Below are 26,342 nucleotides of genomic sequence, written 5' to 3'. Positions count from 1 at the left end.
TGGGATACCGCTTTCGATCACCCATGACCGGGTTAACGCCCGATCCGCCCAGGCGGTCACGACCAGAACTCACATTCAACCCATCGACTGGTCGCCATCAATGGCGAATCTGCCGCAAGGCCACCAACCGGACGCAACGTATAGATCAGATCAAGTTACTGCGGACCGCCCTCTGAAGAGTGGCTTCAGACCCAGAAGAGGGGGTCGCCGAGATTTTGCTGATCGCTGAGGGGCTGGCGGATTGGGCTTGAAGCACCGTCGAGGCTCGTGGTGTACCAGCCAGTGGAGTCGTTGATCGCCACCCGTCTCTTGTCGGAGGCGGGCAGGACCGTCGGTCGGGAAGCCTTGCTCGCCGGCGCGACCTGCTTGACCGTCACCGTCCCAGCAGGCATGTCGACCGTGGCCAGAGCGACGCTCCCGTAATACTGGCGCGACATGTCGAGGGCGGAGGTGCACAAGAACGAGGCCTTGTCGACCTGCGTCTCGCAGTCGTACGAGAAGTCGCCGCTGAGGACATCACCGCCCGGCTTGACCCCGGTGACTATCAGACTGGTGACCGTGTTGCCGCGAACGTAGACCCGCACATCAGACTTCTTCAAGTCGGCGATACGGAACTCTTTCTCCTGTCGAACGCTTCCCGCGCCCTCATCTCTCGGAGCTGTGTCCGGCTGGACCGGATCGACTGACATGACCCGGCCGGGCTCAGACACCGTGGCGCCGACCGTGGCTCGGATCCGGCCGTCCTCGCCGAAAGTCGGGTTGTCGAAGCACTGCTTTGGCTCGCCGAACGTCTGCGGTGGCTGCCACCGTCCCGACGGGACGTAGGTGCCACCGGTCAGCGTCGCCACTTGCAGCTCGCAATCGTTGGTGTAGGCCAGGCGTTGCATCGTCGCGTCGAACGCCTCCCGGCGGTTGACCTCGGCTTCGCCCGGCGCCACCGCAGTGGCGAGCAGATTGCCCGTGGTGACGTCATACACCAGCAAGCCCTTGCTACCAGCGGAGAAGTCGTCCTTCGAGACCACGATCCCCGACGGCAGACCAACCTGGCCCGTCGGCTCGATCACACCGTCGTCGCCCACCGGGGCGCTACTGCTCGTGGGCTGCTCAGACGAGCCTCCACCGCACCCACTCAACAGCACAGCAACAACACACACCACCGCGACCCGCCGCACGACAACCTCCCCAGGCCCGAGGCCGGGTGACGACCCCGCGAGCAGTGATCCTAAGCCACGCAGCTACACCCTGTAGTCCCCTCAATCCGGTCGACCGTGGCCGAGGTAAAGGCACGAGAATCGCTTAAGCCGGCGCAGGGCGAGATTGAGGTTCCCCCGGTAGCTCGGAGGCTTTCGATCAGTCCTGGGTATCGGCTCGTGACGCCAGGCCGGGATGGCGATCTCTTGCCCACACGCCCACGGCGCCGCGCTCATACGGACGCGATTCCTGACCCTGATCGGTAGCTGTCTCCATCAGTCACCACCGGTCAGGTAGGTGAACGCTTGCAGCTGCAGTCGCGCGGCCGCATTGGCAGCGAACCAGGCGAAGAATTCGCTGGTCGGGTCCAGCCCGCCGCGAGCCGTGTCGCACCAGTCCCGCCGATTGAGCACCGCGAGGTACTGCCGCACCAGTTCGTCTCGCTGCCCGCTGGTGCATCCGGACCGGTCAGGGGTGTTGTCGGCCAGGTGGTCGGCGATGGTCGCCGCGTCGACGTACCTGTCGACGGTGGGTGCCTGCCGGGCCAGGTGAGCAGCATGCGCGGCGAGGACGACCGGTGCCGGCGGATAGCGCGAGGGTCATACCCATGCCGCCGCAACCGGCCATGATCTTCAACAGGCACCCGGTGTGGTCGACCAGATCCTCGTCGACCTCACTGCCCACGATTGCCTCGTGCTGGTGAGCCGCGGTGGCCACCTCGCCGGCGAAGTGGGCGAGCCTGGCCCTGCTGGTCGCCGCGTCGGTGGCGACCGCCGGACCGACCCTCATCGCGCTCGTCGCGTACCGGCTGCGGCTGGTCCGGACCGCGGCCGTCTTCCTGGTGCTGGCCATCGTGATCGCCGTGCCCGCCGTACCGTTCGCCGTGCTCGCCGGCCGGGACCTCGCCCCGGCGCCGGCAGCGACGACGCCCGGACCACCGGGGTACTGCGTGGAACACAGCGGCGGTGACACCCGCTGCCCGGGCGGCTGACCGCAGCGGTTCCGTCGGACCGTCGTGCCATGATGCCGCTCACCTCAAGGCAATGGCCACCTGGCTCCGAGACTAACGGTCCGGATTTGTCTCGCTCAGACCGTGTGCTAGAGCCTGTGTCGAAGTCGGTCACCGCTACTCGTTGGTCGCGGCGACCCCTGCCCGGGGCCGCCGCCCCTGGGTCAGCCGGCCAGCATGGGCAACACCGCGACGGCGATCGCCCGGCTGGTATTTCTGGTGGCGTCTGCGATCGCCGGATCGAAGGCGTTGTCCGGGAGCCGGTTGGGCCAGACGACCTCCGTGTACGCGTACCCATTGTCGTTGTTGTACGCCGTGCAGTAGAGGTAGTAGCTGACGATGTCACCCTTGCGGGGCAACGGCAGCTCCGGGTCGAAGTCGGGTGACCAGAGTGTGCAGGACGGCGGTGCGAGCTTCGGCACCAGCTGGGTGTTGGCCGCGCGCAGGGTGTTCTTCAGCCCGTCGGTGGTCAGGCCGGTCCGGGCCCGTGCCACCAGGGCGATCGGCGTCACGATGTTCATCGCGAAACCGAGCTGGTCCACGCTCGCCTTGTCGGTCAGCGCGGAGATCATGCTCTCGATCGCCACCGCGCAGCCGGTGGCGTCCTGGGCGAACCGCTGCATGTTGTCCGGCGTCATCCGCTCGATGTCGAAGAACTCGATCACGGCGTGGTTGGCGCAGGCCCGGCTCTGCGCCGTCGCGATCGTCTGGATCTGCGCCAGGATCTCGGTTCGGGCCGAGTTGACCGCGGTCAAAATCTGCCGGGTCGCCTCCTGGATCGCGGCCTGAGTGTTACCGGCGCTCGCCCACGAGCTGACCGCACTGATCGCTGCGGTGATCACCTGGGTCCAGGCGATCGCGTACGCCGGTCGAGCGCCGGTGGGCGCCACCACCACGATGGACAGCAGGGCGGCCAGCAGGACGCGCACCGGCCGACTCCCGGCTCTCCTCTTTCCTCGGGTCATTTCTACGCCCTCTCGTCGGGGAGCCATCAGAGTCGACCATCCGGGTGACGGTGAGTGGCCGGTGCGGACGCGCCGCGTCACGGTACCGTGATGCCGCCGGTCGGATGCACGCTGCCGACCGCCCCGGCCGGACAGCACCGGACAGCCGGCGGCCGACCCCACCAGCGAGCGAGCGGAAGGTTCACGCCCGTGCCCGCCGACGATCCGGACGAGTTGCTCCGGCACTTCTGCGCTGATCTGCGTCTGCTCTGGACGCAGGCGCGGGGACCGAGCCTGCGGCTGGTGAGCGCCCGGGTCGGTCTCGGCAAGAGCCAGGTGGGCGCGATCCTCAACGGCACGGTCCGCCGGCCACCCGACTGGGACGTGGTGCGTCGCCTGGTGGAGTGCTTCCACGACCACGCGCGGGCACACCACCGGCTGTCCCAGCTGTCCCTGCGTACCGGGGTCGAGGAGACCTGGCGACCCCGGTACGCGATGCTGGAGTACGCCTTCCAGCGCAGGCGCACCCCGCCGGGTGGCACCGGTTCCCGCCCGCCGGCGGCGTCCCGCCGGTGGCCGATGCCCCGGCAACTCCCCCCGGTCGCCCGACACCTGGTGGGCCGGGCAGCCGAACTGGCCACGCTCGACAGGGCCGCCGCGAGCTGCGAAAACCAGGGCGGGTCGGCCACCGTGGTCGTGATCGACGGTACCGCCGGTGTCGGCAAGACCACGGTCGCGCTCTGGTGGGCGCACCGGGCCGGCGGCCGGTTCCCCGACGGACAGCTCCACGTCGACCTGGGCGGCTTCGACCCGAACGGCACCCAGGTCTCCCCCGAGAACGCCCTGCGGGGATTCCTCATCGCGCTGGGTGCCGACCCCCATCGGATGCCGGACGACCTGTCCACGCGCGTCGCGCTCTATCGCAGCCTGCTGGCCGATCGTCGAGTGCTGGTGGTGCTGGACAACGCCCGCGAACCGGGCCAGGTCCGCCCGCTGCTACCCGGCGGCCCCTCCTGTATGGCGCTGGTGACCAGCCGCAACCAGTTGACCGGCCTGGTCGTGGGCGAGGGCGGGCTGCCGCTCAGGCTGGAGTTGCCGACCCCCACCGACGCGGCGGAGCTGTTCGCGTCCCGACTCGGCACCGGCCGGGCAGCCGAGGAACCGGCGGCCGTGGCGGAGATCGTCGACCGCTGTGCCCGGCTACCCCTGGCCGTGGCCATCGCCGCCGCCAGCGCGGCCGCCCGCCCCGACGAACCACTCGCCGCGCTCGCCGCGCAGTTGCGGACCGGCACCGCGGTGCTCGACACGTTGTCCACCGGTACCGACGGCGCCGACGTCCGTACCGCCTTCTCCTGGTCCTACCGACGGCTGAGCCCGATCGCCGCGACCCTGTTCCGGGCGCTGGGGCTGCACCCTGGTCCCGACGTCACGGTGGCCGCCGCCGCCAGCCTCACGGGCGTACCCGTGCGGCAGGTCCGGCCGGCCCTGGCGGAACTGGCCCGCGCGCATCTCGTCTCGGCGCCCTATCGTGACCGGTACCGTACGCACGATCTGCTGCGCGCCTACGCGATGGAGCTGGCCCGGGCCACCGATCCCGGAGCGCGTCGACGGATGGCGCAGGGCCGGCTCCTCGACCATCTGCTCCACACCGCCTACGCCGCCAGCCGGATGCTGGACCCCCAGCGTCACACCATCGCCATTCCGCCGCCCGACGAAGGGGTGACCGTGGTCCCCCTCGGCGACGAGACCGCCGCACTGGACTGGTACGCGGCCGAGGAAACCACCTTGGTCGCGGCGATCCACAGCGCCGCGCGCACCGGCTTTCACGCCCGTGCCTGGCAACTGACGTGGGCGTGCGAGCCGATGCTGTACCGCCAGGTGCCCCGCCAGCAGTGGGCCGTCCTGCAACGGTTGGCACTGGCCGCGGCGCGGCGGCTCGGCGACCCGCTGGCCCAGGGCCACGCCCATCGCGGACTCGGCCGCGCCTACAGCAGCATCGACAACCGCAGATTCCGGGCCAGCATCCACTTCAACCGGGCCCTGAGGAACTTCGCCACCGCCGACCGGCCCGTCGACGAGGGCTACGTACGCTTGAACCTCAGCCTGCTCTGCGAGCGAAACGGTGAGTACCAGGCCGCGTTGAAGCACACCCGATGGGCACTGGAACTCTTCGAGCGTGCCGGTCACCGTCCCGGGCAGGCCCGCGCGTACAACGGCCTGGGCTGGCAGCATGCGTTGCTCGGCGACTACGAGGTCGCGCTCGCCTCCTGCGCCCGCGCCCTCGACCTGATGCGGGCGGTCGGAGACCGGCTCGGCCAGGCCCAGGCCTGGGACAGTATCGGCTTCGCCCACCATGGGCTCCGGCAGTACGGGGAAGCGGTCACCGCCTACCGCCGCGCGCTGGCCCTCATCCGCCGGATCGGTGAGCGGAACAACGAGGCGGAGATGTTGGTGCATCTGGGCGACACCCACCAGGCGGCCGGCTCCCCGGAGGCGGCCGGGCATGCGTGGCGGCAGGCGCTCACGATCCTTGACGAGCTTGGCGTCTCCGAAGCGGCCGCCGTGCGGGCACGGCTCGACGGAACACCGCCCACGCGGCCGGCAACGCCACTCGGCTGACGCGGACGGCGCCGTCCCGCCACCGGCGGCCCCTGTTGTGTCGGTCCCACCCGTCAGGGCCTACGTCGCACTTGTCAGCGGCGCGCGCAGGAGGACTCTTTTCTGGGTCTTCTGCCCGATTCGTGGGTCGTTGTTGATCATCTGCTGCGGAGTTGGGGTCGGTGGCCTCCGAGGCTGAGCATGGCCCGGTCCGCCGACGCTGGTGATGCGGCCGCCAATGGTTTCCGAGCGTCGGCAGGGTATGACGCTTCAGCTGGCCGGCCACAGCCCTGGCCCGGTTCGCGGTGATCAAGCGATCATGGCCGGAAAGCAGGCCGGATGAGGTGGTCAGCCACCGAACGGCTGTCGAGACGGCACAGCGCAGCAGAGGAGCGGTATGTCTGACGAGCTCGGCGTGACCGGCACTCCCGCCTTCGTCAGCGGCTCACCGCGTGACGTCGCGGTGATCGGAGCAGGCATGGTGGGCCTGTCCACGGCCTGGTTCCTGCAGGAAGCGGGCGTACAGGTGACGCTCTATGAGCGTCATCACGTCGGCGCCGGCTCGTCGTGGGGCAACGCTGGCTGGCTGACTCCGGGGCTGACCGCCCCACTGCCGGAACCTGCGGTGCTGCGTTACGGTCTGCGCGCGGTGCTCAGCGCCCGATCCCCGGTGTACCTGCCGCTGCGGGCCGACCGTGACCTGTGGCGCTTCCTGCTGTCGTTCGTGTTCCACAGCACCGCCAGGCGGTGGCGGCGGGGCATGGCCGCCTACGTCCCCCTCAACGAGCGCTGCCTGGATGCCTTCGATGCCCTCGCGGCCGGCGGTGTGAGCGCCGTGACGACGCCGGCGGATCCCTTCCTGGCCTGCTTCGCCCGCGAGCGTGACAGCCGTGGGCTGCTGGACGAGTTGGAACAGATGGGCGACGCCGGTCAGGACGTCACCTTCCGCCCGGTGACCGGACAGGTGGTCCGATCGATGGAGCCCGTTCTGAGCGACCGGGTCGGCGCCGCTGTCCAGATTTTCGGGCAGCGGTACCTGAACCCTCCCGAGTTCATCCTGTCGCTGGCGGATGCGGTCCGGGCCCGCGGCGGCCGCATCATCGACAGCAGCGAGGTGACCGGCCTGCAGCCGGAAACCACCGACGTCCGCGTCACCGGCCCATCCGGGCAGCAGCACCGCCATGACGCTGTGGTCATCGCCACCGGAGCGGAATTCGGTGAGCTGGCCGCACGCTTCGGGGTACGCCGCCCGGTACAGGCCGGGCGCGGCTACAGCTTCAGCGTGCCCGTCGAACGGATGCCCGCCGGCCCGCTGTACTTCCCGGCGCAGCGGGTCGCCTGTACTCCGTTGGGCGGCCGGTTGCGGGTGGCCGGGATGATGGAGTTCCGCCGGCCTGCCGACGAATTGGACCCGCGACGCATCACCGCCGTCGTCGACGCGGTGCGGCCGTTGCTCAACGGGGTGAACCTTGATGACCGCCGCGACGAGTGGGTCGGTTCCCGGCCGTGCACCCCTGACGGCCTGCCCTTGATCGGCACGACCGCCGCGCCGCGGGTGTTCGTCGCCGGTGGCCATGGCATGTGGGGGATCGTTCTGGGGCCGATCACCGGCCAGTTGGTGGCCCAAGCGGTGCTCAAGGGTGAGGTGCCCGCGGAGCTGGCGCCGTTCGACCCGCTGCGTTAGCGGGTGCGTCAGCACTGCCGAAGCCCTTGCCGAACTTCCGGAACGATCAATTCAAGGTGGTCCGATGCTGCTGGTGAGTTCTCGCTTGCACACCGTCGCTGCGGTCGCGGCGTTCGGAGCTGTCGATCTCACGGTGCCGCGGCTGATCGCCGCAGTTTCCGACGGCTGCTCCTCGAGCATGACGACGACCGGGCAACGCAGCCCGCAGCCGTCGGGTCGAGACCCACCGGCGAGCGGGGTAGTTCACATCACGCGACCGATCGCCAGGGCGAAGCCATTCGAGCTTCCGCCCTTCTTGCTTTCCGAAGCACTTTCGGCTTCCCGACCAAGGAGCGGCACATGAGCGTCGACATGGAAGTATCCGACCAGGGCCGGCTCGCTGGCCTCCGCGCGTCGCTGAGCGAGGACTTCGCGGCCCAGACGACCCGGCTCAAGGAACTGACGGAGATCTCGGCCGACACCGGCGACCCCGGCGAAACACACAACCGCGCGGCACTGGTGGCGGCCACCCGGCACAACCTCGAGCAGATCACCGGCGCGCTGCTCCGCATCGCCGAGGGCAGCTACGGTCGCTGCGAAAAATGCGACAGCCCAATCCCCGCCGAACGGCTCGAAGTGCTACCGCATGCCCGGTTCTGCGTCCCCTGCCAGCAGAAACACAAGGGCTGACGGAATGCTGCGGCAGCGGCCGCGCCGGCCTTGTCGCCGGCGCGGCCGCTGATCGTGGCAGCACTCAGCCCCGTCACCCGGCAGCCGGATGGCGGGGCTGCCGAGCGCCGGTGACGTCTACGTCGATGACGTCCAGGATGCCCAGCAGTCCCGCCAACGCGATCGCCTCGCCACGCGAGAGAGTCAGGCTGCAGGTGGCATCGGGATCGTCGCTGACGCCGTGAATCAGCTCGCGTCGACCGCCGGCGTAGTGGGTGACAACGCCGACCCGATGACCGGTGACGGTGGTGAACGCGTGGCACTGTCCGATGCCCGGCAGCGGTGTGAATTCGACGTCCATGACAAAACTCCGGAAGAAGACGACCGCAACCGCGGCCGGGAAGTAGATACGGGTGCGGGACCGGCCCAGGTCAGCCCGTGAGTAGACGGCGCAGGCCGGTGAGCGTGGCCAGCGGAGGTTCGGCGGGCATCGTGACGGAGCGGCCGGTCAGCGCGGCCAACCTCGCGGCGGTTCCGGGGGTGGTCGCACCACCACCGGTGAGCAGCAGCCGCCGCTGACCACCCCGCGGACGGTCGAGACGGCGCACACAGTCGGCGATCGCCGGGATCCGGTCGACGGATCCGGCGTCCTCGACACGCTCCGCCGCGACGATGCTGCGGTCACAGATGCGTGCCACTTCGGTACGTCCAGATCCGATGTCCACCACGACCACGTCACCGCCCGGGTCAGGACGGCAGGCCAGTGCGGCCGCGAGTGGCTCCTCCACTGCGTTGACCCGTCCGCCGACGGCACGGCGGACCGCGGCGACGAGCACGTTGCGCTGGCGCAGGGTCGCGGTCGCCGGCACACCGACCAGTACGGGATAGGCAGTGTCGGATGGTAGGCGGATATCGGCGGTCAGGAGCCGGAGCAGGTACACGCAGGCGAAGAAGTCGCGCACCACACCGTTGCGCACCGGCCACGTGGCGGTCACACCGCGGGCCTGCTCGGTCAGCGCGGCTCGTCCGGCCACCTGCCGGTCGGTGCCGTGGCGGCGGAGCACCATCGGTTCAGTGATCACCGTTCCCGCCTGCGGCGTCCATAGCCGGACGGTGGACGTTCCGAGGTCAAGGGCAAGGCAAGACTGTACGCCCGGACGAGCGTAGGCACCGGCGGTCAGCATGTCGCCCACCCGGGTGCGTCGGGGACCAGGTGTCGAGGGTCAACGAAGGGAAGCGACGTCGCCGGCAGGTCAACGGGCGTGCCGAAGCGAAAGTCATGAACGAAGGGTGGCATGGTGCTCCCAGCCAAGGGGCAGCGTCGTGTCCGACGCCGCGCAACGGGCGGCTTCAGGCGGTGAGCGTCCACGTCGGCGGGGCCCGGTCCGCCGACCATGCCGGTACACAGGCCGGGACCGCACGGCGGGTCAGCCGGAAGACGATGCACAACCCGATGTCCCGGGCGGTGGACACGACCAACACCAGCACAGCCCATACGAGTAACGTCGGCACCGCGACTCGCCGGCCGACGCCGCCGAAGCCGGGTCCGTCATGCATGTCGGCCACCATAGCCGTCCAGAACAGGAAGGGCCACGACACCACGCAAGCCGTCGACCGAGGTCTCGGGCATCCGGCCTGCACCGCGGCCCGTGACCGCAGGCCGGGTTGCCGGGCGTCGGCAACGGGCACGACGAAGCTTCGCCCGATCCGACCGCTGTCACTCAGCTGTTCAGCGGCGACGATGGGATTCGGCAAACGCTCGTATCAATGAAAGTGATCGGTGTGACCGTGTCCGCGAACGTTCTCTCGCCCGACCAGCGCGCTGCCGGCATGTGTCGCTCTGTCCCGCCGACCGCGGTCGCGATCGACTTCGGCAGCAGCTTCATGGGCGTCTGGGCGGCGCACCGCGGCACCATCAGCGCGCCGTGCGGGGACGCGTTCACCTCCGCCGGTACTCTGATCCGGCGCGGCCGCATCGTCGACGCCGACGGCTGCGTGATCCTGCTGTCCCAGTTGATCCGCCGCTTCAGCGAACCGGTACCTCCCGGCGGTGTCGTCGCGGCCTGCCGCCCGGTCCTGGCCGGCGAACACGAGCAGACCGTGATGCGCCGCGTCGTCGAGGCGGTCCTCGCACCCTCCCGCCTAGGTTTCATCGACACCGTCCGCGCCGCCGCGATCGGCTCGGGAGCAGCCGCCGGCAGCCTGCTGGTCACCGACGTCGGAGCCCAGCTGACCGAGGTCGCCCTGCTGGACCACGGGCGGATCGTCGCGGCCCGTCGCGCCGACATCGGCACTCGCGACCTCGCCCGCGGCGCCACCGTCGACCTGGTGAGCGACGTCGTCGCGCACCACCTCAAGGCCCTGCGGGGCACGACAGCGCAGACGCAACTGGCCCCCGCCCTCACCCGCGGGCTGCTGCTCGTGGGCGACGGCGCCACCCATCCCGGCCTGTCCGCAGCGTTGTCCGCCGCGCTCCGCCTGCCGGTGCACCGCGCCGTGTCTCCCCGCACCGCGGCGCTCAACGGTGCCGGGCTGGCCGCCATGTCGTTGCTGCGCCATCCCGCCCCGATCTGACACTCGGCATCGCTGAAGGACACCGATGACAATCCTCAGCACCCGACCGAGACCGGCGGTGATCGGCGAAATCCCTGGAACTGCTGTGCGCCATGATCGAGGAGCAGTTCCGGCGCCGCGTCACTCTGTTGTCGGTGGCTGCCCTGCTCGGCGGTGTGGTCGGCAAGTGCTGCTGCTGACCACACCGTCTCACGCGTTCAACGCTGTTGTGCCGGTCCTGGTGCTGGCAGCGAGTCTTCTGCTGGCCGTGCAACCACGTATGGCGCGGTTGTCGACCCGCTCCGGCGAAGAACGTGCGACCGACGCGCCGGGAGCCAATCCGCGGTCTGGCTTCATCCCGCCGGAGGCGGACGGCACCATCACCTGGACGGCGGCCACCAGGATCGTTGTCCGGTTGTACGCCGATGGGCAGACCGGCACCGGCTGTGGTGGTCACGCTGCCGGGTACGTCACGTGTCCGTCTGCGTCGACCGATGGCATCGCGCCCCACTGGCCCAGTTCGTGCCGTCGTGGCTCGGCGTCTCCGATCAGGTGCCACACCGTCCAGCCCTGGGCCGCGAGGGTGTTGGCGATGAGCAGTCGGTGGCAGCGCCACGGCATTGGCTCGCCGCACATGACCGCGACGCGGTGGTTTTCGGCGAGGCCGGTCAATGTCTCCATGCCTTTCCGATACCCGGTTTCGAGGGTGTAGTCGGCGTAGTTTTTGAAGCTTGGCAGGCGCCACCCGGCGTTGATTTCAGGGTCCACGTCCTGCTTGCGGCGCCGGCCTCCCAGTTCGGGCAGGTGGACGTAGTCGATGCCGGCCCGAGTCAGCCAACGCGGCATCGCGTCGCGCCCGAACTGCGGGTTGCGTCGCGATCCAGGCTGCGCGCGCACGTCGGCGAGCAGATTGATGTCGTGCTCGTGCAATGGCTGCAGGAATGCCGATTCCGGACACGTCCAGTGCCCGATCGTCCAAATCTCTCGCGATGTCATATGCCGGCTTGGTTGGCGTAGAACTGGTGGTCTTCGCGCCAGCCGCCTGCCGCATGCCGATGTGGCGGTAGTCGACGACGGACCCGACAGCCCTGACCCATTTGACCATTTTGAAGCCGAGCTGGGTTTCCAGCCGGAGCCGTGCGGGCGCGCCGTGCTCGATCGACAAGGGAGCGTCGTTCATGTCCAGGGTCAGCACGGCCTGCGGTGCGGCCACCAGAAACAGCGGGATCGACTCGTAGTGGACGCCGGAGTTGCCTTCGGTCTCGGCCTTGTCGTCGAAGGCCGGAGCGGGCCAGCAGCAGCAGGAAGAAGATGCTGAGGAAATGGGTGAGGATCATCCAGAGCGGAAAGAAGCTGGGCATACCGGCCTCCCGGCTAGCCGGCCGGATTGCTTCCCACGTGCCCGGCCGGATCGTTCAACGCCGCCCCTCCCGGGCGGTCAGGGCAGTGCGGCCTCCAGCACGCCGTTCGTGATCCGCGTGGCCAGCACCTGCTGGTCTGTGCTGGCCGGACCGTGCACCGCCGCTCCGTCCTTCAGTTGGAAAGTGCTGCCGTGCCAGGGACAGACGACACAGGCCTGCCCGTCGACCTGGACCAGCTTCCCCTGGTCGAGCGGCCCGCTCTGGTGAGCGCAGCGGGCCGGCATCACGGTGATGTCGCGGCCGTCGCGATAGACCACCGGCCCGCTCCTGCCCGGGCGTCCGTCGCCGCCCGGGCATCAGGTCAAGGATCGCGCTGCTCATCCAGGCGCCTATCGGGATCTGCACCAGCGCCGGGTGCAGCGGGTGGCCCAGCCACACACCGTGCAGAGCATCCTTGACCCGTTGCGGCCGCAGCAGCGACCACACCTTCGGCTGGAGCCGGTCCCCCACACGATCCAGCGCGGACGCCCGCTCCAGCTTGTTCATCAGCCCAGCGCGCATGGCGCCGCCTTTACCCCGCCATCGAGCCCTCAAACCCCACCGCCCGCTTCCTTCGCCTCCGACGAGGCCCACCACTCTCGAAGAACTCGGGCCTGCTGCACGGGTAGGCCCGCCCGACTGGCAGGGTCGGGGGCAATGGCCATATCTGGCTCCTGCCAGCAAGCAGCGGAGGCGTCGAATAACCCGGCTCGCGTGGGCACTGAGGTCCGGGTGTACGTCGTCTGCACCCAACAAGCCACCTACCGAGGTCGCGCGCCCCGCATGCCGCTCGCCACCAAAGTAGGCATGGCCTGGTAGTGGACTGGCCGAACCGGGGACAACCCTGCCGCCGAGCGTTACGGAGGGGCGACTGTACTGCGCCCGGACAGCGGCAAATCCGGGTGCTCGGACGGTGTCGTGGTCGGATCACCCTGGCGAGGGCTCTGGCGTGACTGGATGGTTTACCCGGGCAGTCGGTCCCGACTCGGGTCGGCCGGCACGCTACCGTCTGCATATCGTGGCGGTTACGCTTCCAGATCCGCAGCGAATAGCCCCGTCCTGAACAGCACGAGGAGACACCGATGGCCGACGCCACCAGCGACGCCGATCCCACCGCTGACGCCGAAGCGGGAACCGAGGAGCAGCCGCAGCCCTTCGAGAACCGGGCGGCACGCCGGTCCAAGGGCAAGGCCACCGTCAACCACATCGGGGGTACCGCGAGCCGCGTCCACGGCCGTTCCGGCACGGTGCAGGGTCCTCGCCAGTATGGCAACCGTCGAAGCGGCTGATCTTCGGACCTCCTGGTCACGGCCGTGTTCGGTAGCTGTGGCCGCTACCGGCGTCCAGCCGCTGCCGCAGGTTCGTTGCAGGACGGTGAAGGCGAGCCACCCGGGTGACGATGAGGGCACGGTTAGTACCGGCGCTGTTGCAACAGCAGACTCGACTCGGCAGGAGCCTGCGTCGGCCTCCAAACGGGCCGTGACCGTCGGGTAGCGCGTGACTCGCGGCAGATCAGGACGTGTGATCTTGGCGGCTCGGCTGGCAAATGCGGTGGCGTCAGGTCGCGCCGAGGAGGTCCCACCGGTTGCCGGCGATGTCGAGGAAGACCGCAACCCGGCCATAGGGCTCGGTCCGCGGTCCCCGGACGAAGGTGACACCGGCCTCGTCCATCCGCCGGTAAGCAGCGTCGAAGTCGTCGACACGGAGGAAGAACCCGACCCGGCCGGCTACCTGGTTACCGACAGCGGCACGCTGGTGTTCTCCGTCGGCGCGAGCGAGCAGAATCCCGGTCTGGGCACCCGGGGGCCGGACGACGACCCATCGCTTGGGTCGTCCGTCATTGGTCAGCGATGGAGAGTCCTCGATGAGGTCGAAGCCGAGTACGTCGATGAAGAACGCGATCGCCGGGTCATACTCCTCGACAACCAGGGCAACCAAGTCGATCTGCACCGCGGCAGCGTACGCGGGGTCGTGTCATGCTCGCCGCTCGCGTGCCGACAGCGGCAGAACAGTGCACGTGATCTCGTGCTCGCGTCCACGAATTTCGCCAATATGGAGCCCTTTTCATCCTGCGTAGCGGTTGGCTTCGACGTGGTGCAGGACGAGGATGGCCTGCACGATCGGAGTCGCTCGGCGTGGGCAGCAGCGCAGCTTGGCCAGGATCTTCCAGGTCCTGAGAGTGGCGATCGCACGTTCGCCGCGGGCGCGGATCTTCGCGTGGGTCCGGTTGACGGCTTTCTGCCGGCGTGACAGCTTCGGCCGGAATCGGCGTCGCTTGAATGGGGTGCGCACGCTGCCGCGGGCTCCTTGGTAGCCCTTGTCAGCGACGGTCATCGCGTCTGCGCTGGTCAGCGCGTCGATGATGCCGTGGGTTCGGGCGGCGGTCAGGTCATGGACCGAACCGGGCAGGCCGGGTGAGGCCCTTCGGTGACATGTCCCGTGGCTGATCTACGTCGAGGTCTCGCTGATCATGAAAAGCGTGAGTGTTGGGCTATGCCGTCGATGACGGTGAGGTGGTGCTTGAGTCGGTATGCGTCCTTGATCGCGACGCGCCTGATGACAGGTATGGCCAACCTGTCGATAGTTGGTTCGGGTGACGTTCGATGAGGACGGCCCAGTAGTGGTGGTCCGGCTGTCGATTCCGGTGCCCAGGGCTGCGTCTCGGCCCTGAAGACCGTAATCTTGCGGCGTCGGTCACTGGTGCGTCTCGGAGAGTAGCGAAGAAGTGTTGGTGAGTGCCGCGCCGCGACGATGGCGCGGTAGGTAACGGTCGTCTGGGAGGAACTGCGTGCCGAACCCGCCACGGCTGTGGTGGCAGGACATCGATCCGGTCGTGTGGCGGTGCTTCGGCCAACCCGAGGACCTGGCGCGCGAGCGCAACACGGCAGTGTTGGCAGCCCTGGAGGAGTTGGCGACACGCGCCCCGATGTCGACGCCGGCCGACATCGCCGCGCAGATGCGCGACGTCGGCTTCCGCGACCAGGTGACAGAACTCGAGCTGCGTACGGTGCTCGACTACCTGACGAGCGGGCATCTCGTCGAGCCGTTCCGGGACTATGCGGCGCTCAACGCGGGTTTGGATGCGGTGGTCCGCCGGCAGGAGGCGTGGGCGCTGACCAAGATCGGCCGGGCCGTGGTGGCCGCGGTGCGCACGGCTGTCGTCGACTCGCGGCGGGCGTTGCAACTGCCGAGCCGTCTTCTCGACAGCGTCGAACGCACGGTCCGTGATCTGATCGAGCATCTCTCTTCCGACGCTGGGCTGCTGCCAACTGACCTGGATGACGTCCGGACGAGGCTGGACGAGATGCAGCGTGTCACCGCCGACTTCTACGCTGCGCTGGCGCAGATGGTGCAGTCCGACGTCACCGATGATCTGCTGTTCGGGGAGAACCGTGATCGTGTCATCGAGGCCCTGCGGCAGTTCCCGCGCGAGTATGGGCGAGCGCTGCGCCGGGTCGAGGCGGCCCTGACCGACTTGGAGTCGGCCGGGCACCGGCCGCTGGTCGAGACCGCCGCCATGCACGCGGGCCTGCTCGACGCCCGCGATCAGCAGGACTGGATCGACGAGCGGGTGCGTCGGCTGTCCGACCTTGCCGCCTGGTTCGCCCCTTCGGGTTCGGTGCAGCGGCTGATCTCCTCGGCGGCCGGCGCCGTGCACACCCTCCTGGTGGCCATCGATCGACGCTACACAGCCCTGCGGCGCGGCTCGGATCTGGCCGCCGACTTCCGGGAACTCGCGTACAGCTTGTTCGCCCAGCCGGACGACGAGGCTGCCCGCCGAGTGTATGCGGCCGCGTTCGGCCAATGGCCTGCCGTGCATGCGGTCGTCGGGACGGCCGAAGAAGACGTCGCCCACGCCACCCCGGCAGCCGGTGGGATCAGCCGGCACCAGGTGGATGTGATCCTGCGCGAGCACGAACGCGTCGGTCGCTCCAGCGGCCGTCCCCGCAAGGTCCCGGACGCCGGTGCTGCCCGGGCTGCCGCTCTGGAGAAGGCCGCCGCCACCGCAGCGAACCGGCGGCGCTTCAGCGCGTTGCTGGCCACCGACGGCGAAGTGCCGCTGAGTCATTTCACCGGTCTGGAGACACCGGCGTTGGTGATCCTGCTCGGCGCGATCGAAGTAGCGCGCAACACGATTGATGCCGCTACCGGACACGGCGAAGTCCATGCCGAGGGTGCCAGCGTGGTCGTCCGGGTCCGGTTGGGCCGCCCCGAGACCCACCTGCCGGTCCGGTTTGCCGAAGGGACCCTGGTGGCGCCGGAACTCTTGATCACCGTGACCCCGACCGAAGCCGCCCACGATCCGCAGGTCGTGATGACGGAGGGCGCCGCATGACCCAGCGGCTCCTCGACCCGGATCTCGCCGACGCGGCACGCCACCTGATCCTCACCTGCCGGATCTCTTCAGCCGATGACCCGGTTCGCTACCGTGTGGTGCTGCGCGGCCGGCGGGAGATCACCGACTTCTTCCGTACGGAATTAGGGTGGACTCTGCACATTCACGACGTTGGTGGGATGGTGCGCCTGCATAAGCGCCGTGACGATGTTCCCGGGGACCGCGGACCGCGGCTGCAGCGGCGAAGCGGACGAGGCGAGTTGGCTCCCGCTCAGGTGCTGGTGCTGGCCGCGCTGGTCTGTGAACAGCTGTGGCGGCGTCCGCGGATCAGCCTGCGCGAGCTGTTGCAGTCGGTGGCTCAGGTGTGCGCCGCCGAGGCGGCCACGGGTCGGCTACCGGCTTTCCGGATCGTGGCAGCGGACGGGGTCAGCAAGCGTGAAGCACAGGCCGCACGGGCGAACATCGTGGACGCGATAAAGCTGCTGCAGGTCGACGGGGAGATCAGCGTCGACGCGGACCTGGACCGGGCAGTGACAGACGAGAACGCGGAGGTGTTCATCACCGCTGACCGCGACAGCCTCGCCAACAAGTTCGCCTCGCTGTCACCGACGCTGTTGTCGTTGAGCGACCGGGCCCCCAGTCAGCACGTCACCACGCTGACAGCGATCTCGCTTCCTGACGCCGAGCCGGACGCCGTCGCGCAACGGCAGGCCAGCGTGGAGGGGCGCCGGCTGACCGCGCTGCGGCGGGTGGCGGACGACCCTGCCGCTGACCCGGAGGACGACCCGAACCCGGTCGGCTACCTCGCCACCTCGACCGGCCGGGAACGCGCGTTGAACATCGCCGCCGCGCTGGGGCTGGTCGCCACCGTGCGCCGCGACTGGTGGGAGATCACCGACCCGACGGGAACCGCCTCTGAATTCGACTTCCCGCAGGGCCGCAAGACAGAGCGCCAGGGTGCGCTAGCCCTGCTGTCGCACCTGCCGCACCACGGCGCGTCCGAGGTAACCGCCGGGGAGATCACGACATTGTTCGAGGAGATCCGTCGAGACATGCCGCGGTGGGCGGCCGGCTATGCCGAACGACTGCCCGTTCTGGCCCGTTCCGCTGCCGGGGAACTGGTCACCGCCGGCCTGCTCCGGGTCACCGGCGACGAAGACCGATGGCAGATCACACCGGGCGTGCACCTGTGGCGCGTGCGGGCACGGCATGGCCAGCCCGCTCGTCCGGGCCGCCACCGCACGGAAGCCGACTCGGACACGAGGGAGGAGCCGGCGTGACCCTCATCGCGCACCCAGGCCGACAGCCGACCGGAAGCCACGACAACGCCGGCCCGGTGGCGGATTGGAACGACGGACCGGTCGCTGCCGACAGGTGGCAGCCAACCCGGGCCGGTGCGGTGAACTCGTGGGCGTGGACCGACGAGACGCTCATGTTCGCCGACGGCTGGCTGGCGCTCGCCGGGCCAAACGGATCCGGTAAGTCCTTGACCGCCTCGATGCTGGTCACCGTCCTGCTCGACGGCGAGGTGTCGCAGAAGGCGCTGTCGGTGTCTGGTGAGGCCGTCGGCACGCTGATAGACCGGCACACCGACCGCAACGCCAAGGAGGACCGCACCGGAGCGTGGTGGCTGGAGTACGGCTACCACGACAGCGGCACCGGTGAGGTTCGCTACCTGACGACCGGGTTGTGGCTGCGCTCGCAGAGCAGCGGGTTGCAGAAGGCGTTCTTCATCATGCCGGGCCGCGTCGGAACCGACCTCTTCCTCGCCAGACAGCGGGACCCGGTACCGATCGAAGGGCTCGCCGAGCAGGTTGGCGCCGCGAACGGCCGACTGTTCACCTCCCACGACCGTCTCACCTTGAAGGTCCGGGACTATGTGAACCTTGCCGAGGAGAACCAGTACCGCGACGCGATCCGTACGACGTTGTTCGCGCCGTTGGACTCGGTGCAGTTCGACGCTCTCGTCGGAGTGTTACGCAGCCTGCGCAGCGTTCGCACCGCAGAGGCGATTTCCCCGAATCAGATGCGCGCGGTGCTGACCGAGGCGCTTCCGGCGCTGGATCCTCGCGCGTTGCAGTTCATCGCCGACACCATGGAACGCATCGCCGACCTCGAGGCACAACTGAAGCAGGCCCGTGCCGAGATTCGGCAGCTGGAACAATCGGAGCAGCAGTACCAGCGCTATATCGACGCGATCATCGCCGAGGAAGCCGCCCGCCTGGCGAATGCCCAGACGGTCTTCGACGACCACGCGCGCGAGGCGCGCACCGCCGAGCAGCAGTTGGCGGACGCGCAGGCACACGCTGCGCGGGTGCAGGTCCGGCGCGAGGAACTGCGCGGCGAGATCGCCGGTGTCCGCGGCCGGCTCCAAGCCGCCGAGGACGCGCTGCGTGACCATGCCGGCGCCGAGCTTCCGCATCTCGAAGAACGCCTCACAGATCTACGCAAGCAGCAATCCGAGCTGGAAGCAGCCGGCCTGGACTTGCAGGAAGAGTCACAACACGCCGCCCAGCAGGCAATGGAGTCCGCGGATCAGTTCCGCAACAGTCAGCGCCATCTGACCGGGATCGGCTCGCGGCTACGCGCGACAGCCGCCGATGTCGGGGCGCACGCATTCGTCGATCGTCTCACCGAGGTCACCGAACAGGTAACGGCAGCCAACAGCCTCGACCAGGACCCACCCAAGATTGACCTCGCACAGATCGCCGAAACCCCCCGCGGCTGGATCGAGACGCGCACGACGACCCTCAACGGCATTGACACCACGCTGCACGAACACGACATGGCACAGATCGAACAACGAACCGAGGCCGGGCATCTCCGCGCCGCCGAGGAGGCCCAGGACCGTGCCGCCGACTGCGCTGGCGATGCCCGCGCCGAACGCCGTGCCGCCGAGCAGGACCTACTCGACGAATTGGACCGGTGGGACAGCCGCCGTGCCCAGCTTCCGTCCGTCCCGGCGGACCTGACGACTGATGCCGAGGACCGAATCGACCCTGACCGGTTGGTTGCCTGGCTGCATGAGGCGGGGACCGCCACGCGGGAACGGATCGCCCTGGCAGCCCGGGAACAGGACGTCGTGCACGGCACCCGCCTCGTGCATGCTGCAGAGGGTGCGGTACACCGGGCCGCGCAGGCTCGGGATAGGGCCGAACAAGTCGCCGATCAGGCCCGCCGTGCCCTGGAGGACGCGCAAGCGCAGGCCGACATCGACCGTACGGCCGTCGACGAACAGGCACGCCAAGCCCAAGCCGTCCATGACGCCGCCGTGGACGCTGCCCACGCCACCACCGTCACAGCTGAGCAAGCTCTGGCGGACGGCCGCGTGGACGCCACCCTGGCAGCAACCGAGTGGGGCCGCCAAGTAGCCGGGTGGCGCGCCGGGCTCGTCCACCTCGATGGCCGTACGGTGAACCTGCCCGACGATCCGGATGTCATCGATCTGCGGCAGCCTTTCCTCGATCTGGAACGGGCCCACTCGGCGGCCGTCAGCGGTCTGCAACGCGCGATCGCCGAGGCAAGGCGTGCCGTCGATGATGGGAGGCAACGAGTCACCGGGATCGAGGACGAGCTCGGACAGGCCCGGCGACAGCTGCCGGTGCCGCAGGCGCCGCCGTGGCGGTCGCCGCGCGGTCCGGGCCGTGGCGTGCCGTTGTGGGCCGCCGTTGCTTTCGCCGAGCACATCAGCGCCGAACAGGCCGACCGTATCGAAGGTGCCCTGCTGACCGCGGGGCTGCTCGACGCGCTGATCACCGGAGACCGCCTGGTCGGCGACGGTGACCTGGTGCTCGCCGGGGACCGTCCTGTGATCGGGCAGAGTCTCGCCGACATTCTCATTGCGGAGAACGGCTCGGGCGCCGATCCGCGGCACGTCGAATGGCTGCTGCGGGCCGTCGCCATCGACCTGGCCGGCAGCGACCTCAGCATCGGGCACCTGCGCACCGGCAACGTGATCGCGTCGGCTCCGCCAAACTACCGAGCCACGTTCATCGGCCGGGCCGCCCGCGAACGGGCGCGGCTCGCGCTCGTCGCCGACCTCGAACAGCGACTGACCACCGCGCGCCACGACCTTGAGGCTGAGAAGCAACGCGTTGAGCTCCTTGAAGCCGCTGTCCACGCGTCCCGCCGAGAGCGGGATGACTTCCCTCCCGCCGACGCGGTTGCCATGGCACGCGAGCAGGTCAGCCAACTGCAGCTCGGCGTCGCGAAAGCTCAGCAACAAACCACGCAGGCACTCGCCACCGCCGCAGCGCAACTCACCGGGCTGCTCGCCGAGTTCGACGCTGCCCTCAACGCCATAGACAGGACGATGGAGACTGCCCGCCGACGGCTTGAAGAGGCAGCCGGCGCACTAGGACGATCCCGGCAATCCGAGTCCAACGCCGGCGATGCCCTGATCACCGCGCGGGAGGAGCTGGCGGAAGCCACCGAGCGGCGGCACGAGGCCCGAACGGCTCAGCATCTGTGCGCCGCCGAGGAAGAGCGATTCCCCGACGTGGAGCGTCTGCGCCGCACCACCCGCGATGAGGACGTCGCCGAACGGGACGAGGTCGCCGCCCGCGCCTCTGTCGACGAACACCGCCGCCGGCACCAGCAAGCCAGCGACCGCGTCCGCACGGCGCTGCGCGCACTGCATACCGCCGCGACGCTGCCCGACGGCGCCATCCTGCCAACCGACCGAGAAGTGCTACGACGGCACCGGGACCTGGTCGCTACCCTGCTGCAGCAGATCGAGGCCTGGCAGAGCGCCGGGCAGCGAACCCTCGACCTGCTCGCAACAGCCCAGCGCGAGCAGCGGACAGCGGACCGGGTCGCCGGCCGATTCCAGAAAGCGGTCGCCGCCGCGGACCAGATCCGGCTCACCGCCGAGGAACTGGACGCCCGGATGGAGCAGACCCGCGCGCTGTACGGGGCGGAATACGCCGAGCTACGCCAGACGAAAGACCGGCTCGCCGACGAACTGACCGACAAACTGGCCGAAGTCGAGCAACGCGAGGCCGAGTTCCGCACGCATGACAATGCTGCGGTCGCCGCCACCACCACGCTCGACAAGATCGCGCCGCGTCGTCGAGAGGCCGACCAGCACCGCACCGACTGCTTCGATCGAATGTGCCTGCTGATCACTCACGGCTTCGCCGAAGTGCCGGAAAACCTGCCGCGTGATGGCGACAACCGGCCTGCCAACCTGACCGCCGCACTCACCTGGTCGCGTCAACTGCTCGCCGGCAAACCCACCACCAGCGCCCGGCTGGACACCTTGAGGATTGCTCGGGAACGGGTGCAGAAGCAGCTCGAGAGCACAATGCGGTCCGTCAACCAGGCCCTCGCAGAGTTCGATCAGCAGCTCGACAGCACCACCCTCGAGGGCACCGAGTGGCGGCGCATCACGCTCGCGGCACCCAACGCCGCCGTCGGCGAGGATCTGCGGCAAGCCGCCGAGACACTCCGCGCCACAGCCGAAGGCCTCGAACGAGATCTGCGCCAGGACGTCAAAGCGACTCTCAAGACGTCGATGTTCACCCAGCTGCGGCGTGACATCCAGACCCGCCGCGAGGCGGCAAGGGAACTTGTCCGACAGATCCGGGCCACCCTCGAGAACGTTCGGACCGGCGTGGCCCGCGTCGGCGTCCAGGTCGACTGGAAGGTCCGCGACGACGGCAACTCCCAGCAAATGGTCGCCCTGCTCAAAGCGCCGCCCTCCGACGAGGTCTTCGATCAGATGTACGACATCCTGCGGGAACGGATGGAGGACGCCGGCGAGGAAACCTGGGCCGACCGGGTCGCCCACACCTTCGACTACCGCTCCTGGCACCACTGGGAGGTCAGCGTCACGCACAGCAGCTTCGGCGCGGACCAGTTCAAGCCGGTGAACGCCCGATCCAACCCGCTCAAAGGCCTATCTACCGGCGAATCCCGACTCGCGACGATGCTCCCGCTGCTGGCCGCCGCCTGGTCTATGTACTCCGGCGACACCTACCAGGGGCCTCGCCTGCTGTCCATCGACGAGATCGACGCCGCCTTCGACGACCGCAACCTGCGCCAGATCCTCACCCTGCTGCGAACCTGGGATTTCGACGTCCTCGCTACCACACCCACGATCGCCCCGCTGATCAAACGCGAAGCTCAGCACGTCGTCGTCCACGAAGTCATCACCGACGGGCGGCACCGCGTGACCGTCCCGTGGTTGTGGACGGGCAGCGGGGAACCGACGCCCCTACCCCTCGCCGCACCTACCGCAGACACGACTGCCGGCCGGACACTGAACGATGCCGGCTGACCTCACCTACCTGGCGGAAGACGTCGACCTGCATCCTCTTTGGCGCGCCGTTCACGGACGTCTCTGCGCTGGCACCCGCCCCGAGGCGATCAACACGGTTCGGGTCCTGGCACTGAGCACAGCCGGTATCGCGCAATTGCGGACCTGGCTCGACACCTCCACACGCCGACGCCGCGGCACATCCGCCGTCAGCGTGTCCGGCGATACCGCCACGGTCCCGCTGCGAGAACTCCTCGCCGCGCTCGACATCGATCGAGATGCGCTCATCGCACTGGTCGAGAAAGCGGTGGGGGAACCGGTCGTCGACCGTAGCGCCGCTACGCTCGCCGCGGCGGACCGTCGTGCGCAGCTGTGGCAGTACGCGACCGAGGAGCTTCCCGACCTGCCGCAGCTCGTCACCCGGATGCGGGTCACCGGCGTCGGCGAGGACGATACCGAGATCCGGCACAGCATCGCCGCGCTCGCCGCAGCCCTGCGACGCATTCCAGCCCGGCCACCGGTACCTCTGGCGAAGCTCGCCCACGACATCACCGGCGACCCGCACTACTTCGACCTGACCACCCTCAACGGCATCCGCCTCGTGGCCGCAATCGCCGAACGCGCCGGCCAACCCGAGCCGAATCGGCCGGATCTTGTGCGCGCGCTGCTGGCCACCGTCGGTGTCATCGCGGACCGGCTGTACGCGACCGTCCTGCTCTTCAACGTCGAAGCTGTCGGCGACGGACCGATCGACCGGCGACTGCGCGATTCACCTGCGCCGGTGGCGCTCACCCTGCTCGACCTCGTACACCATCCGCCCATTCTCGCGCCGCAAACCCTGACGGTCGTGGAGAATCCGTCGGTCATGGAAATCGCTTTCACCGCCGGAGTGCGGCAGCCGATCGCCTGCACAAGCGGCCAGTTGCGCGCGATCGATCATGTGCTATTTCAACTCGCTGTCGCGCACGGCGTGCATCTGCGATACGCCGGCGACATCGACGCCGCGGGCAGACAGATCGCGGCGGTCGTCGCATCGACCTACGGCGCCGAAATCGTCGCGATGGACGACGACACTGCGTCCGAAGCTCGACATCACCCGCCGGCTACACCCCGGCCCAGGCCGCGCGAAGGTGAGCAGTCCCATGCGCTCACTGCCGCAACGGCCGCCGTTTACCAGGAACACGACGTCCTCCTCGCGCGAGTCCTCGGTGCTCACCGGCTCTGAACCCGCATGGCCCCGGCGTCCCGGGGTCAGCAATGATCCTGCCGCCCTCGCTGTCTCTTGCAGGGCAGCCCAGATGGAGCCACGCCTACCCGCCAGATTCCGCTGCTACAAGGTCAGCGCCGGGTCCGCCGCAGCAGCCGATGTGAGCGACCCACGCAAAAATCGTCGGCGTTCGCTCCTGGTAAGCGGCGTTGTAGCGGTGACGATCTTCGAGTAGGTGGTAAGCGCCTGCATAGCGGGGGTCACTGAACTGCTCGAATCGAGGCCCGCCGGGTACATGAACCAGAACGATCGCTGGCAGCCGGACCCCAGCCTGGACCGCACGGCGGAGGCTTTCGATCTTGGCGATCCCCTCGGCGTCGTCGGGGTCATCGTGGAGCTGCCATTTCTCGATCTCGGCAACGGGGACGTGCTCCTTCCGGAAGCAGCGCAGTTCGTCGCTGGCAGGCACCGTGCGGTGATCGTTCTTCCTGGCGCAATGCGCACAGCGCCCTGGTGCAGGTGCAAGACCGTAGCGGGTTACGGAAACTCCTACTGCACGCGCCGTGGCTTTTGGACCAGCCGGCAGCCCAGTGGGTCGTCGCTGCAGGGATCGGCCACCTGCTGCCTCTCATGGCACCGTTGCACGCTTTCAGGGGTGCACGAGGATGCGGTTCTGGCGGGGCAAGGCGGCCAGGAGCACGGGTTCACCGGTGGCGATGCCGCACAGGTGTCGGGCGGCGGCCGGTAGGGGCAGTTCCTCGCGGGTGCCCACGACATGCGCGCCATCGGCGGCCGGGGTGATCAGGATTGCGCCGGTTACGACGTCGACGTGCAGCGTGAGGCCCGGTGCCCAGCCCAAGGCCCGCAGCAGTGGACGAACAGTGACCCGGCCGGCGGCGTCGGGCCGGCCCACGTCGAACAGCGCGCCATCGTTACTACCGATCGCGGGCGCGGTCAATGTCGGCAGCGACGCTGGCTCCGGCGATGCGACCGACAGCGGGGTAGGTACTCGTGCCTCGACGAGCTGCTCGTCGGGTTGGCGGGAACGCGGGCGGCCAAGCCTCATTTAAGCCCTTGCCAGGGCGGACGCCGTGGTGTCAGCGCAGGTAGAAGCCACTCCCAGCGTCTGATTGCACAAATGAAACGTAGCGGTTCCCGTCCCCACGCGAGGGGAGTTGATCTCGCGTGGATATCCACACGTAGTGGTGTCCGAGGGGTGATCGATAGCAACCCCACCGTCGCAATCCGCTGACGATTAGGAAACTGCCAGAGACACGCGGCGGTGTGCCGCAGGTCGTGCAAGCGTCGGTCCACACTCGGAGCCACGAGATCGGGCGCATCACGTCGTCGATCGGCGCGCCGTGGCTGACAAGCCACAATGTTGCATCAGGTCAGGATCGAACAGGGCATGCGGGCACTGGAGGTCGGGTCCGGCTGTTGTCAGTCGAACTACTCAACCGCGCTTTGAAACGGTGTCGTTGACAATCTGCCACATCTCATAGTTCCCGCATTCCGCCGTGATCTCAGCCGTCGCCTGAGCTGCGGCGAAGAAGTCGTTGACCAGCGGCGAGGTGCGTGACGCGGCCATCGCGACGAATACCTGGTCGGGCGCCAGATCCGGGACGGGCACGTAGCTGATGTCCGGTCGTGAGTAGAACACGGTCTCCGAACGCCCCACGAACGAGATGCCACGGCCGGCCGCGACGTGCTCGAGCTTTTCCTCCACCCCGCGCACCCGGAGTCCGGAATCGGGGTGTGGGCGTCTGGTGGGCTGCGTGCTCGTGTCGGCGTGCCAGATCAGCGGCTCGCCGGCCAGGTCGGCCTCGGTGACCTCCGCCTTGCCGGCCAGCCGGTGGCCCATGGGCAGCGCCACCATGCGGGGCTCGGTGTAGAGCGGAGTCAGGCGCAGGCCGGTATCGTCGATGGGCAGCCGCACATAGGCGACGTCGACGCGGCCGTCGAGCAGCATCGGGGCCTGGTCGTCCCATTCCATTCGTTGCACGTCCACGACTGCGTCTGGATGCTGGGTCTCGAACACCCGCGTCGCCGGGATGACCGGGATGCCGGCCCGGAAACCGACCACCAGCCGCTGGCCGCCGCGTTCTGCCACGGACACTCGGCGCCGGACCGCGTGCGCGGAGGCGAGTAGCGGGCCTGCGTCGTCCAGCAGCTGTCGGCCCGCGTCGGTCAGCGTGACGCCGTGGCTGTCGCGGGTGAAGAGCGAGGCGCCGAGGTCCTGTTCCAGCGCGCGGATCTGCCGGCTGAGCGCCGGCTGCGCGATGTGCAGCTCTTCGGCGGCGCGGCCGAAGTGCAACCGGTCGGCGACGGCGACGAAGTAGCGCAGCTTGCGCAGGTCCAGATCCACGGAACCTCCCGGTCCGGCAATGCCTCGAGGGTATCACCACGGCTAAAACAGGTCTTGGACACCCGATCAGGGCGGTGGCAATGTTCATGAGGCCGGGAGAACTCGGCACAAGAATTCGGGGTCCGCATTTGACGGCAGTGCCCACAAC

At 68.8% G+C, this 26,342-nt stretch carries 22 protein-coding genes and 2 pseudogenes; 10 read left to right on the top strand and 14 right to left on the bottom strand.

Annotated features, from left to right (window positions below; genetic code table 11):
• Positions 1-185: 185 nt before the first annotated feature.
• Together ACGFI2_RS18420 and ACGFI2_RS18415 are read right to left on the bottom strand one after the other, a co-directional pair.
• Complete coding sequence (locus ACGFI2_RS18420; RefSeq protein ID WP_393518160.1) at positions 186-1,079, bottom strand: hypothetical protein; 894 nt, start codon at positions 1,077-1,079, stop codon at positions 186-188.
• 387 nt (positions 1,080-1,466) lie between these two features.
• A complete protein-coding gene (locus tag ACGFI2_RS18415; RefSeq protein WP_393518157.1) occupies positions 1,467-1,622 on the bottom strand; it encodes a hypothetical protein in 156 nt (51 codons plus the stop codon).
• A 278-nt stretch (positions 1,623-1,900) separates the two neighbouring features.
• Here ACGFI2_RS18415 and ACGFI2_RS18410 point away from each other — a divergent pair, with 278 nt between their 5' ends.
• Positions 1,901-2,182: a hypothetical protein gene (locus tag ACGFI2_RS18410; RefSeq protein WP_393518154.1), complete on the top strand. Its 282-nt coding sequence runs from the start codon at positions 1,901-1,903 to the stop codon at positions 2,180-2,182.
• Positions 2,183-2,364: 182 nt separating this feature from the next.
• Here the strand turns inward: ACGFI2_RS18410 and ACGFI2_RS18405 are convergent, their stop codons facing one another.
• A complete protein-coding gene (locus ACGFI2_RS18405; RefSeq protein ID WP_393518151.1) occupies positions 2,365-3,129 on the bottom strand; it encodes a hypothetical protein in 765 nt (254 codons plus the stop codon).
• 225 nt (positions 3,130-3,354) lie between these two features.
• Between ACGFI2_RS18405 and ACGFI2_RS18400 the strand changes: the two genes are divergently transcribed.
• From ACGFI2_RS18400 to ACGFI2_RS18390, 3 genes are all read left to right on the top strand, one after another.
• On the top strand, positions 3,355-5,763 hold the full coding sequence (locus ACGFI2_RS18400) for an ATP-binding protein (RefSeq protein WP_393518148.1): 2,409 nt from the start codon (positions 3,355-3,357) through the stop codon (positions 5,761-5,763).
• A 376-nt stretch (positions 5,764-6,139) separates the two neighbouring features.
• Positions 6,140-7,426, top strand: a complete 1,287-nt coding sequence (locus tag ACGFI2_RS18395; RefSeq protein ID WP_393518146.1) for an NAD(P)/FAD-dependent oxidoreductase — start codon at positions 6,140-6,142, stop codon at positions 7,424-7,426.
• A 339-nt stretch (positions 7,427-7,765) separates the two neighbouring features.
• On the top strand, positions 7,766-8,095 hold the full coding sequence (locus tag ACGFI2_RS18390; RefSeq protein ID WP_393518143.1) for a TraR/DksA family transcriptional regulator: 330 nt from the start codon (positions 7,766-7,768) through the stop codon (positions 8,093-8,095).
• 73 nt (positions 8,096-8,168) lie between these two features.
• Here the strand turns inward: ACGFI2_RS18390 and ACGFI2_RS18385 are convergent, their stop codons facing one another.
• From ACGFI2_RS18385 to ACGFI2_RS18375, 3 genes are all read right to left on the bottom strand, one after another.
• Complete coding sequence (locus ACGFI2_RS18385; protein ID WP_393518140.1) at positions 8,169-8,435, bottom strand: potassium transporter TrkA; 267 nt, start codon at positions 8,433-8,435, stop codon at positions 8,169-8,171.
• A 70-nt stretch (positions 8,436-8,505) separates the two neighbouring features.
• A complete protein-coding gene (locus tag ACGFI2_RS18380; protein ID WP_393518137.1) occupies positions 8,506-9,258 on the bottom strand; it encodes a rod shape-determining protein in 753 nt (250 codons plus the stop codon).
• A 166-nt stretch (positions 9,259-9,424) separates the two neighbouring features.
• Positions 9,425-9,631 (bottom strand): hypothetical protein, encoded by a 207-nt coding sequence (locus ACGFI2_RS18375; RefSeq protein ID WP_393518134.1) that lies wholly within the window; start codon positions 9,629-9,631, stop codon positions 9,425-9,427.
• A gap of 108 nt (positions 9,632-9,739) precedes the next feature.
• On the opposite strand from ACGFI2_RS18375, the gene ACGFI2_RS18370 reads away from it, so the two are divergent.
• Positions 9,740-10,648: a cell shape-determining protein MreB gene (locus ACGFI2_RS18370; RefSeq protein ID WP_393518131.1), complete on the top strand. Its 909-nt coding sequence runs from the start codon at positions 9,740-9,742 to the stop codon at positions 10,646-10,648.
• A 432-nt stretch (positions 10,649-11,080) separates the two neighbouring features.
• On the opposite strand, the gene ACGFI2_RS18365 is transcribed toward ACGFI2_RS18370, so the two are convergent.
• The 3 genes and pseudogenes from ACGFI2_RS18365 to ACGFI2_RS18355 form a co-directional block, all read right to left on the bottom strand.
• The gene (locus tag ACGFI2_RS18365) at positions 11,081-11,623 is read right to left on the bottom strand and encodes a DUF488 family protein (protein ID WP_393518128.1); all 543 of its coding nucleotides are present in this window, start codon (positions 11,621-11,623) and stop codon (positions 11,081-11,083) included.
• 97 nt (positions 11,624-11,720) lie between these two features.
• A pseudogene (locus tag ACGFI2_RS18360) lies at positions 11,721-11,951 on the bottom strand (molybdopterin-dependent oxidoreductase); the annotation flags it as partial.
• A gap of 114 nt (positions 11,952-12,065) precedes the next feature.
• Positions 12,066-12,305, bottom strand: coding sequence for a Rieske (2Fe-2S) protein (locus tag ACGFI2_RS18355; protein ID WP_393518125.1), 240 nt, complete (start codon positions 12,303-12,305; stop codon positions 12,066-12,068).
• 804 nt (positions 12,306-13,109) lie between these two features.
• Between ACGFI2_RS18355 and ACGFI2_RS18350 the strand changes: the two genes are divergently transcribed.
• The gene (locus tag ACGFI2_RS18350) at positions 13,110-13,316 is read left to right on the top strand and encodes a hypothetical protein (RefSeq protein WP_393518122.1); all 207 of its coding nucleotides are present in this window, start codon (positions 13,110-13,112) and stop codon (positions 13,314-13,316) included.
• Positions 13,317-13,584: 268 nt separating this feature from the next.
• Here ACGFI2_RS18350 and ACGFI2_RS18345 read toward each other — a convergent pair whose 3' ends face one another.
• Positions 13,585-13,977 (bottom strand): VOC family protein, encoded by a 393-nt coding sequence (locus tag ACGFI2_RS18345; RefSeq protein ID WP_393518119.1) that lies wholly within the window; start codon positions 13,975-13,977, stop codon positions 13,585-13,587.
• Positions 13,978-14,091: 114 nt separating this feature from the next.
• Positions 14,092-14,448 (bottom strand): annotated as a pseudogene (locus ACGFI2_RS18340) (transposase family protein); the annotation flags it as partial.
• Positions 14,449-14,815: 367 nt separating this feature from the next.
• On the opposite strand from ACGFI2_RS18340, the gene ACGFI2_RS18335 reads away from it, so the two are divergent.
• The 4 genes from ACGFI2_RS18335 to ACGFI2_RS18320 are packed head-to-tail and all read left to right on the top strand — an operon-like array spanning position 14,816 to position 23,847.
• Positions 14,816-16,363, top strand: coding sequence for a DUF2397 family protein (locus ACGFI2_RS18335; RefSeq protein ID WP_393518116.1), 1,548 nt, complete (start codon positions 14,816-14,818; stop codon positions 16,361-16,363).
• On the top strand, positions 16,360-17,643 hold the full coding sequence (locus ACGFI2_RS18330; protein WP_393518113.1) for a DUF2398 family protein: 1,284 nt from the start codon (positions 16,360-16,362) through the stop codon (positions 17,641-17,643). The genes ACGFI2_RS18335 and ACGFI2_RS18330 overlap by 4 nt, the downstream gene beginning before the upstream one ends.
• On the top strand, positions 17,640-22,643 hold the full coding sequence (locus tag ACGFI2_RS18325) for an SbcC/MukB-like Walker B domain-containing protein (RefSeq protein ID WP_393518111.1): 5,004 nt from the start codon (positions 17,640-17,642) through the stop codon (positions 22,641-22,643). The genes ACGFI2_RS18330 and ACGFI2_RS18325 overlap by 4 nt, the downstream gene beginning before the upstream one ends.
• Positions 22,633-23,847, top strand: coding sequence for a TIGR02679 domain-containing protein (locus ACGFI2_RS18320; RefSeq protein ID WP_393518109.1), 1,215 nt, complete (start codon positions 22,633-22,635; stop codon positions 23,845-23,847). The genes ACGFI2_RS18325 and ACGFI2_RS18320 overlap by 11 nt, the downstream gene beginning before the upstream one ends.
• Before the next feature lie 85 nt (positions 23,848-23,932).
• On the opposite strand, the gene ACGFI2_RS18315 is transcribed toward ACGFI2_RS18320, so the two are convergent.
• The 3 genes from ACGFI2_RS18315 to ACGFI2_RS18305 all read right to left on the bottom strand — a co-directional run bounded on the left by ACGFI2_RS18315 (position 23,933) and on the right by ACGFI2_RS18305 (position 26,194).
• A complete protein-coding gene (locus ACGFI2_RS18315) occupies positions 23,933-24,298 on the bottom strand; it encodes a hypothetical protein (protein ID WP_393518107.1) in 366 nt (121 codons plus the stop codon).
• Between the two features lie 180 nt (positions 24,299-24,478).
• Positions 24,479-24,787 carry a hypothetical protein gene (locus ACGFI2_RS18310; RefSeq protein WP_393518104.1) on the bottom strand — a complete coding sequence of 103 codons (309 nt, stop codon included), beginning with the start codon at positions 24,785-24,787 and terminating at the stop codon, positions 24,479-24,481.
• 495 nt (positions 24,788-25,282) lie between these two features.
• On the bottom strand, positions 25,283-26,194 hold the full coding sequence (locus ACGFI2_RS18305; RefSeq protein WP_393518101.1) for a LysR family transcriptional regulator: 912 nt from the start codon (positions 26,192-26,194) through the stop codon (positions 25,283-25,285).
• Positions 26,195-26,342 lie beyond the last annotated feature (148 nt).

This window comes from Micromonospora sp. NPDC049282 (genome assembly GCF_043197045.1).
GTDB lineage: Bacteria > Actinomycetota > Actinomycetes > Mycobacteriales > Micromonosporaceae > Micromonospora.
Note: the sequence above shows the minus strand (reverse complement) of the source record. Positions and strands in the feature narration are given on the sequence as shown.

Excerpts from the sequence above, each read along its gene's own strand:
- ACGFI2_RS18395 (WP_393518146.1), top strand. The coding sequence starts at position 6,140 with ATGTCTGACGAGCTCGGCGTGACCGGCACTCCCGCCTTCGTCAGCGGC.
- ACGFI2_RS18390 (WP_393518143.1), top strand. The coding sequence starts at position 7,766 with ATGAGCGTCGACATGGAAGTATCCGACCAGGGCCGGCTCGCTGGCCTC.
- ACGFI2_RS18385 (WP_393518140.1), bottom strand. The coding sequence starts at position 8,435 with ATGGACGTCGAATTCACACCGCTGCCGGGCATCGGACAGTGCCACGCG.
- ACGFI2_RS18380 (WP_393518137.1), bottom strand. The coding sequence starts at position 9,258 with ATGCTGACCGCCGGTGCCTACGCTCGTCCGGGCGTACAGTCTTGCCTT.
- ACGFI2_RS18375 (WP_393518134.1), bottom strand. The coding sequence starts at position 9,631 with ATGCATGACGGACCCGGCTTCGGCGGCGTCGGCCGGCGAGTCGCGGTG.
- ACGFI2_RS18365 (WP_393518128.1), bottom strand. The coding sequence starts at position 11,623 with ATGACATCGCGAGAGATTTGGACGATCGGGCACTGGACGTGTCCGGAA.
- ACGFI2_RS18350 (WP_393518122.1), top strand. The coding sequence starts at position 13,110 with ATGGCCGACGCCACCAGCGACGCCGATCCCACCGCTGACGCCGAAGCG.
- ACGFI2_RS18330 (WP_393518113.1), top strand. The coding sequence starts at position 16,360 with ATGACCCAGCGGCTCCTCGACCCGGATCTCGCCGACGCGGCACGCCAC.
- ACGFI2_RS18320 (WP_393518109.1), top strand. The coding sequence starts at position 22,633 with ATGCCGGCTGACCTCACCTACCTGGCGGAAGACGTCGACCTGCATCCT.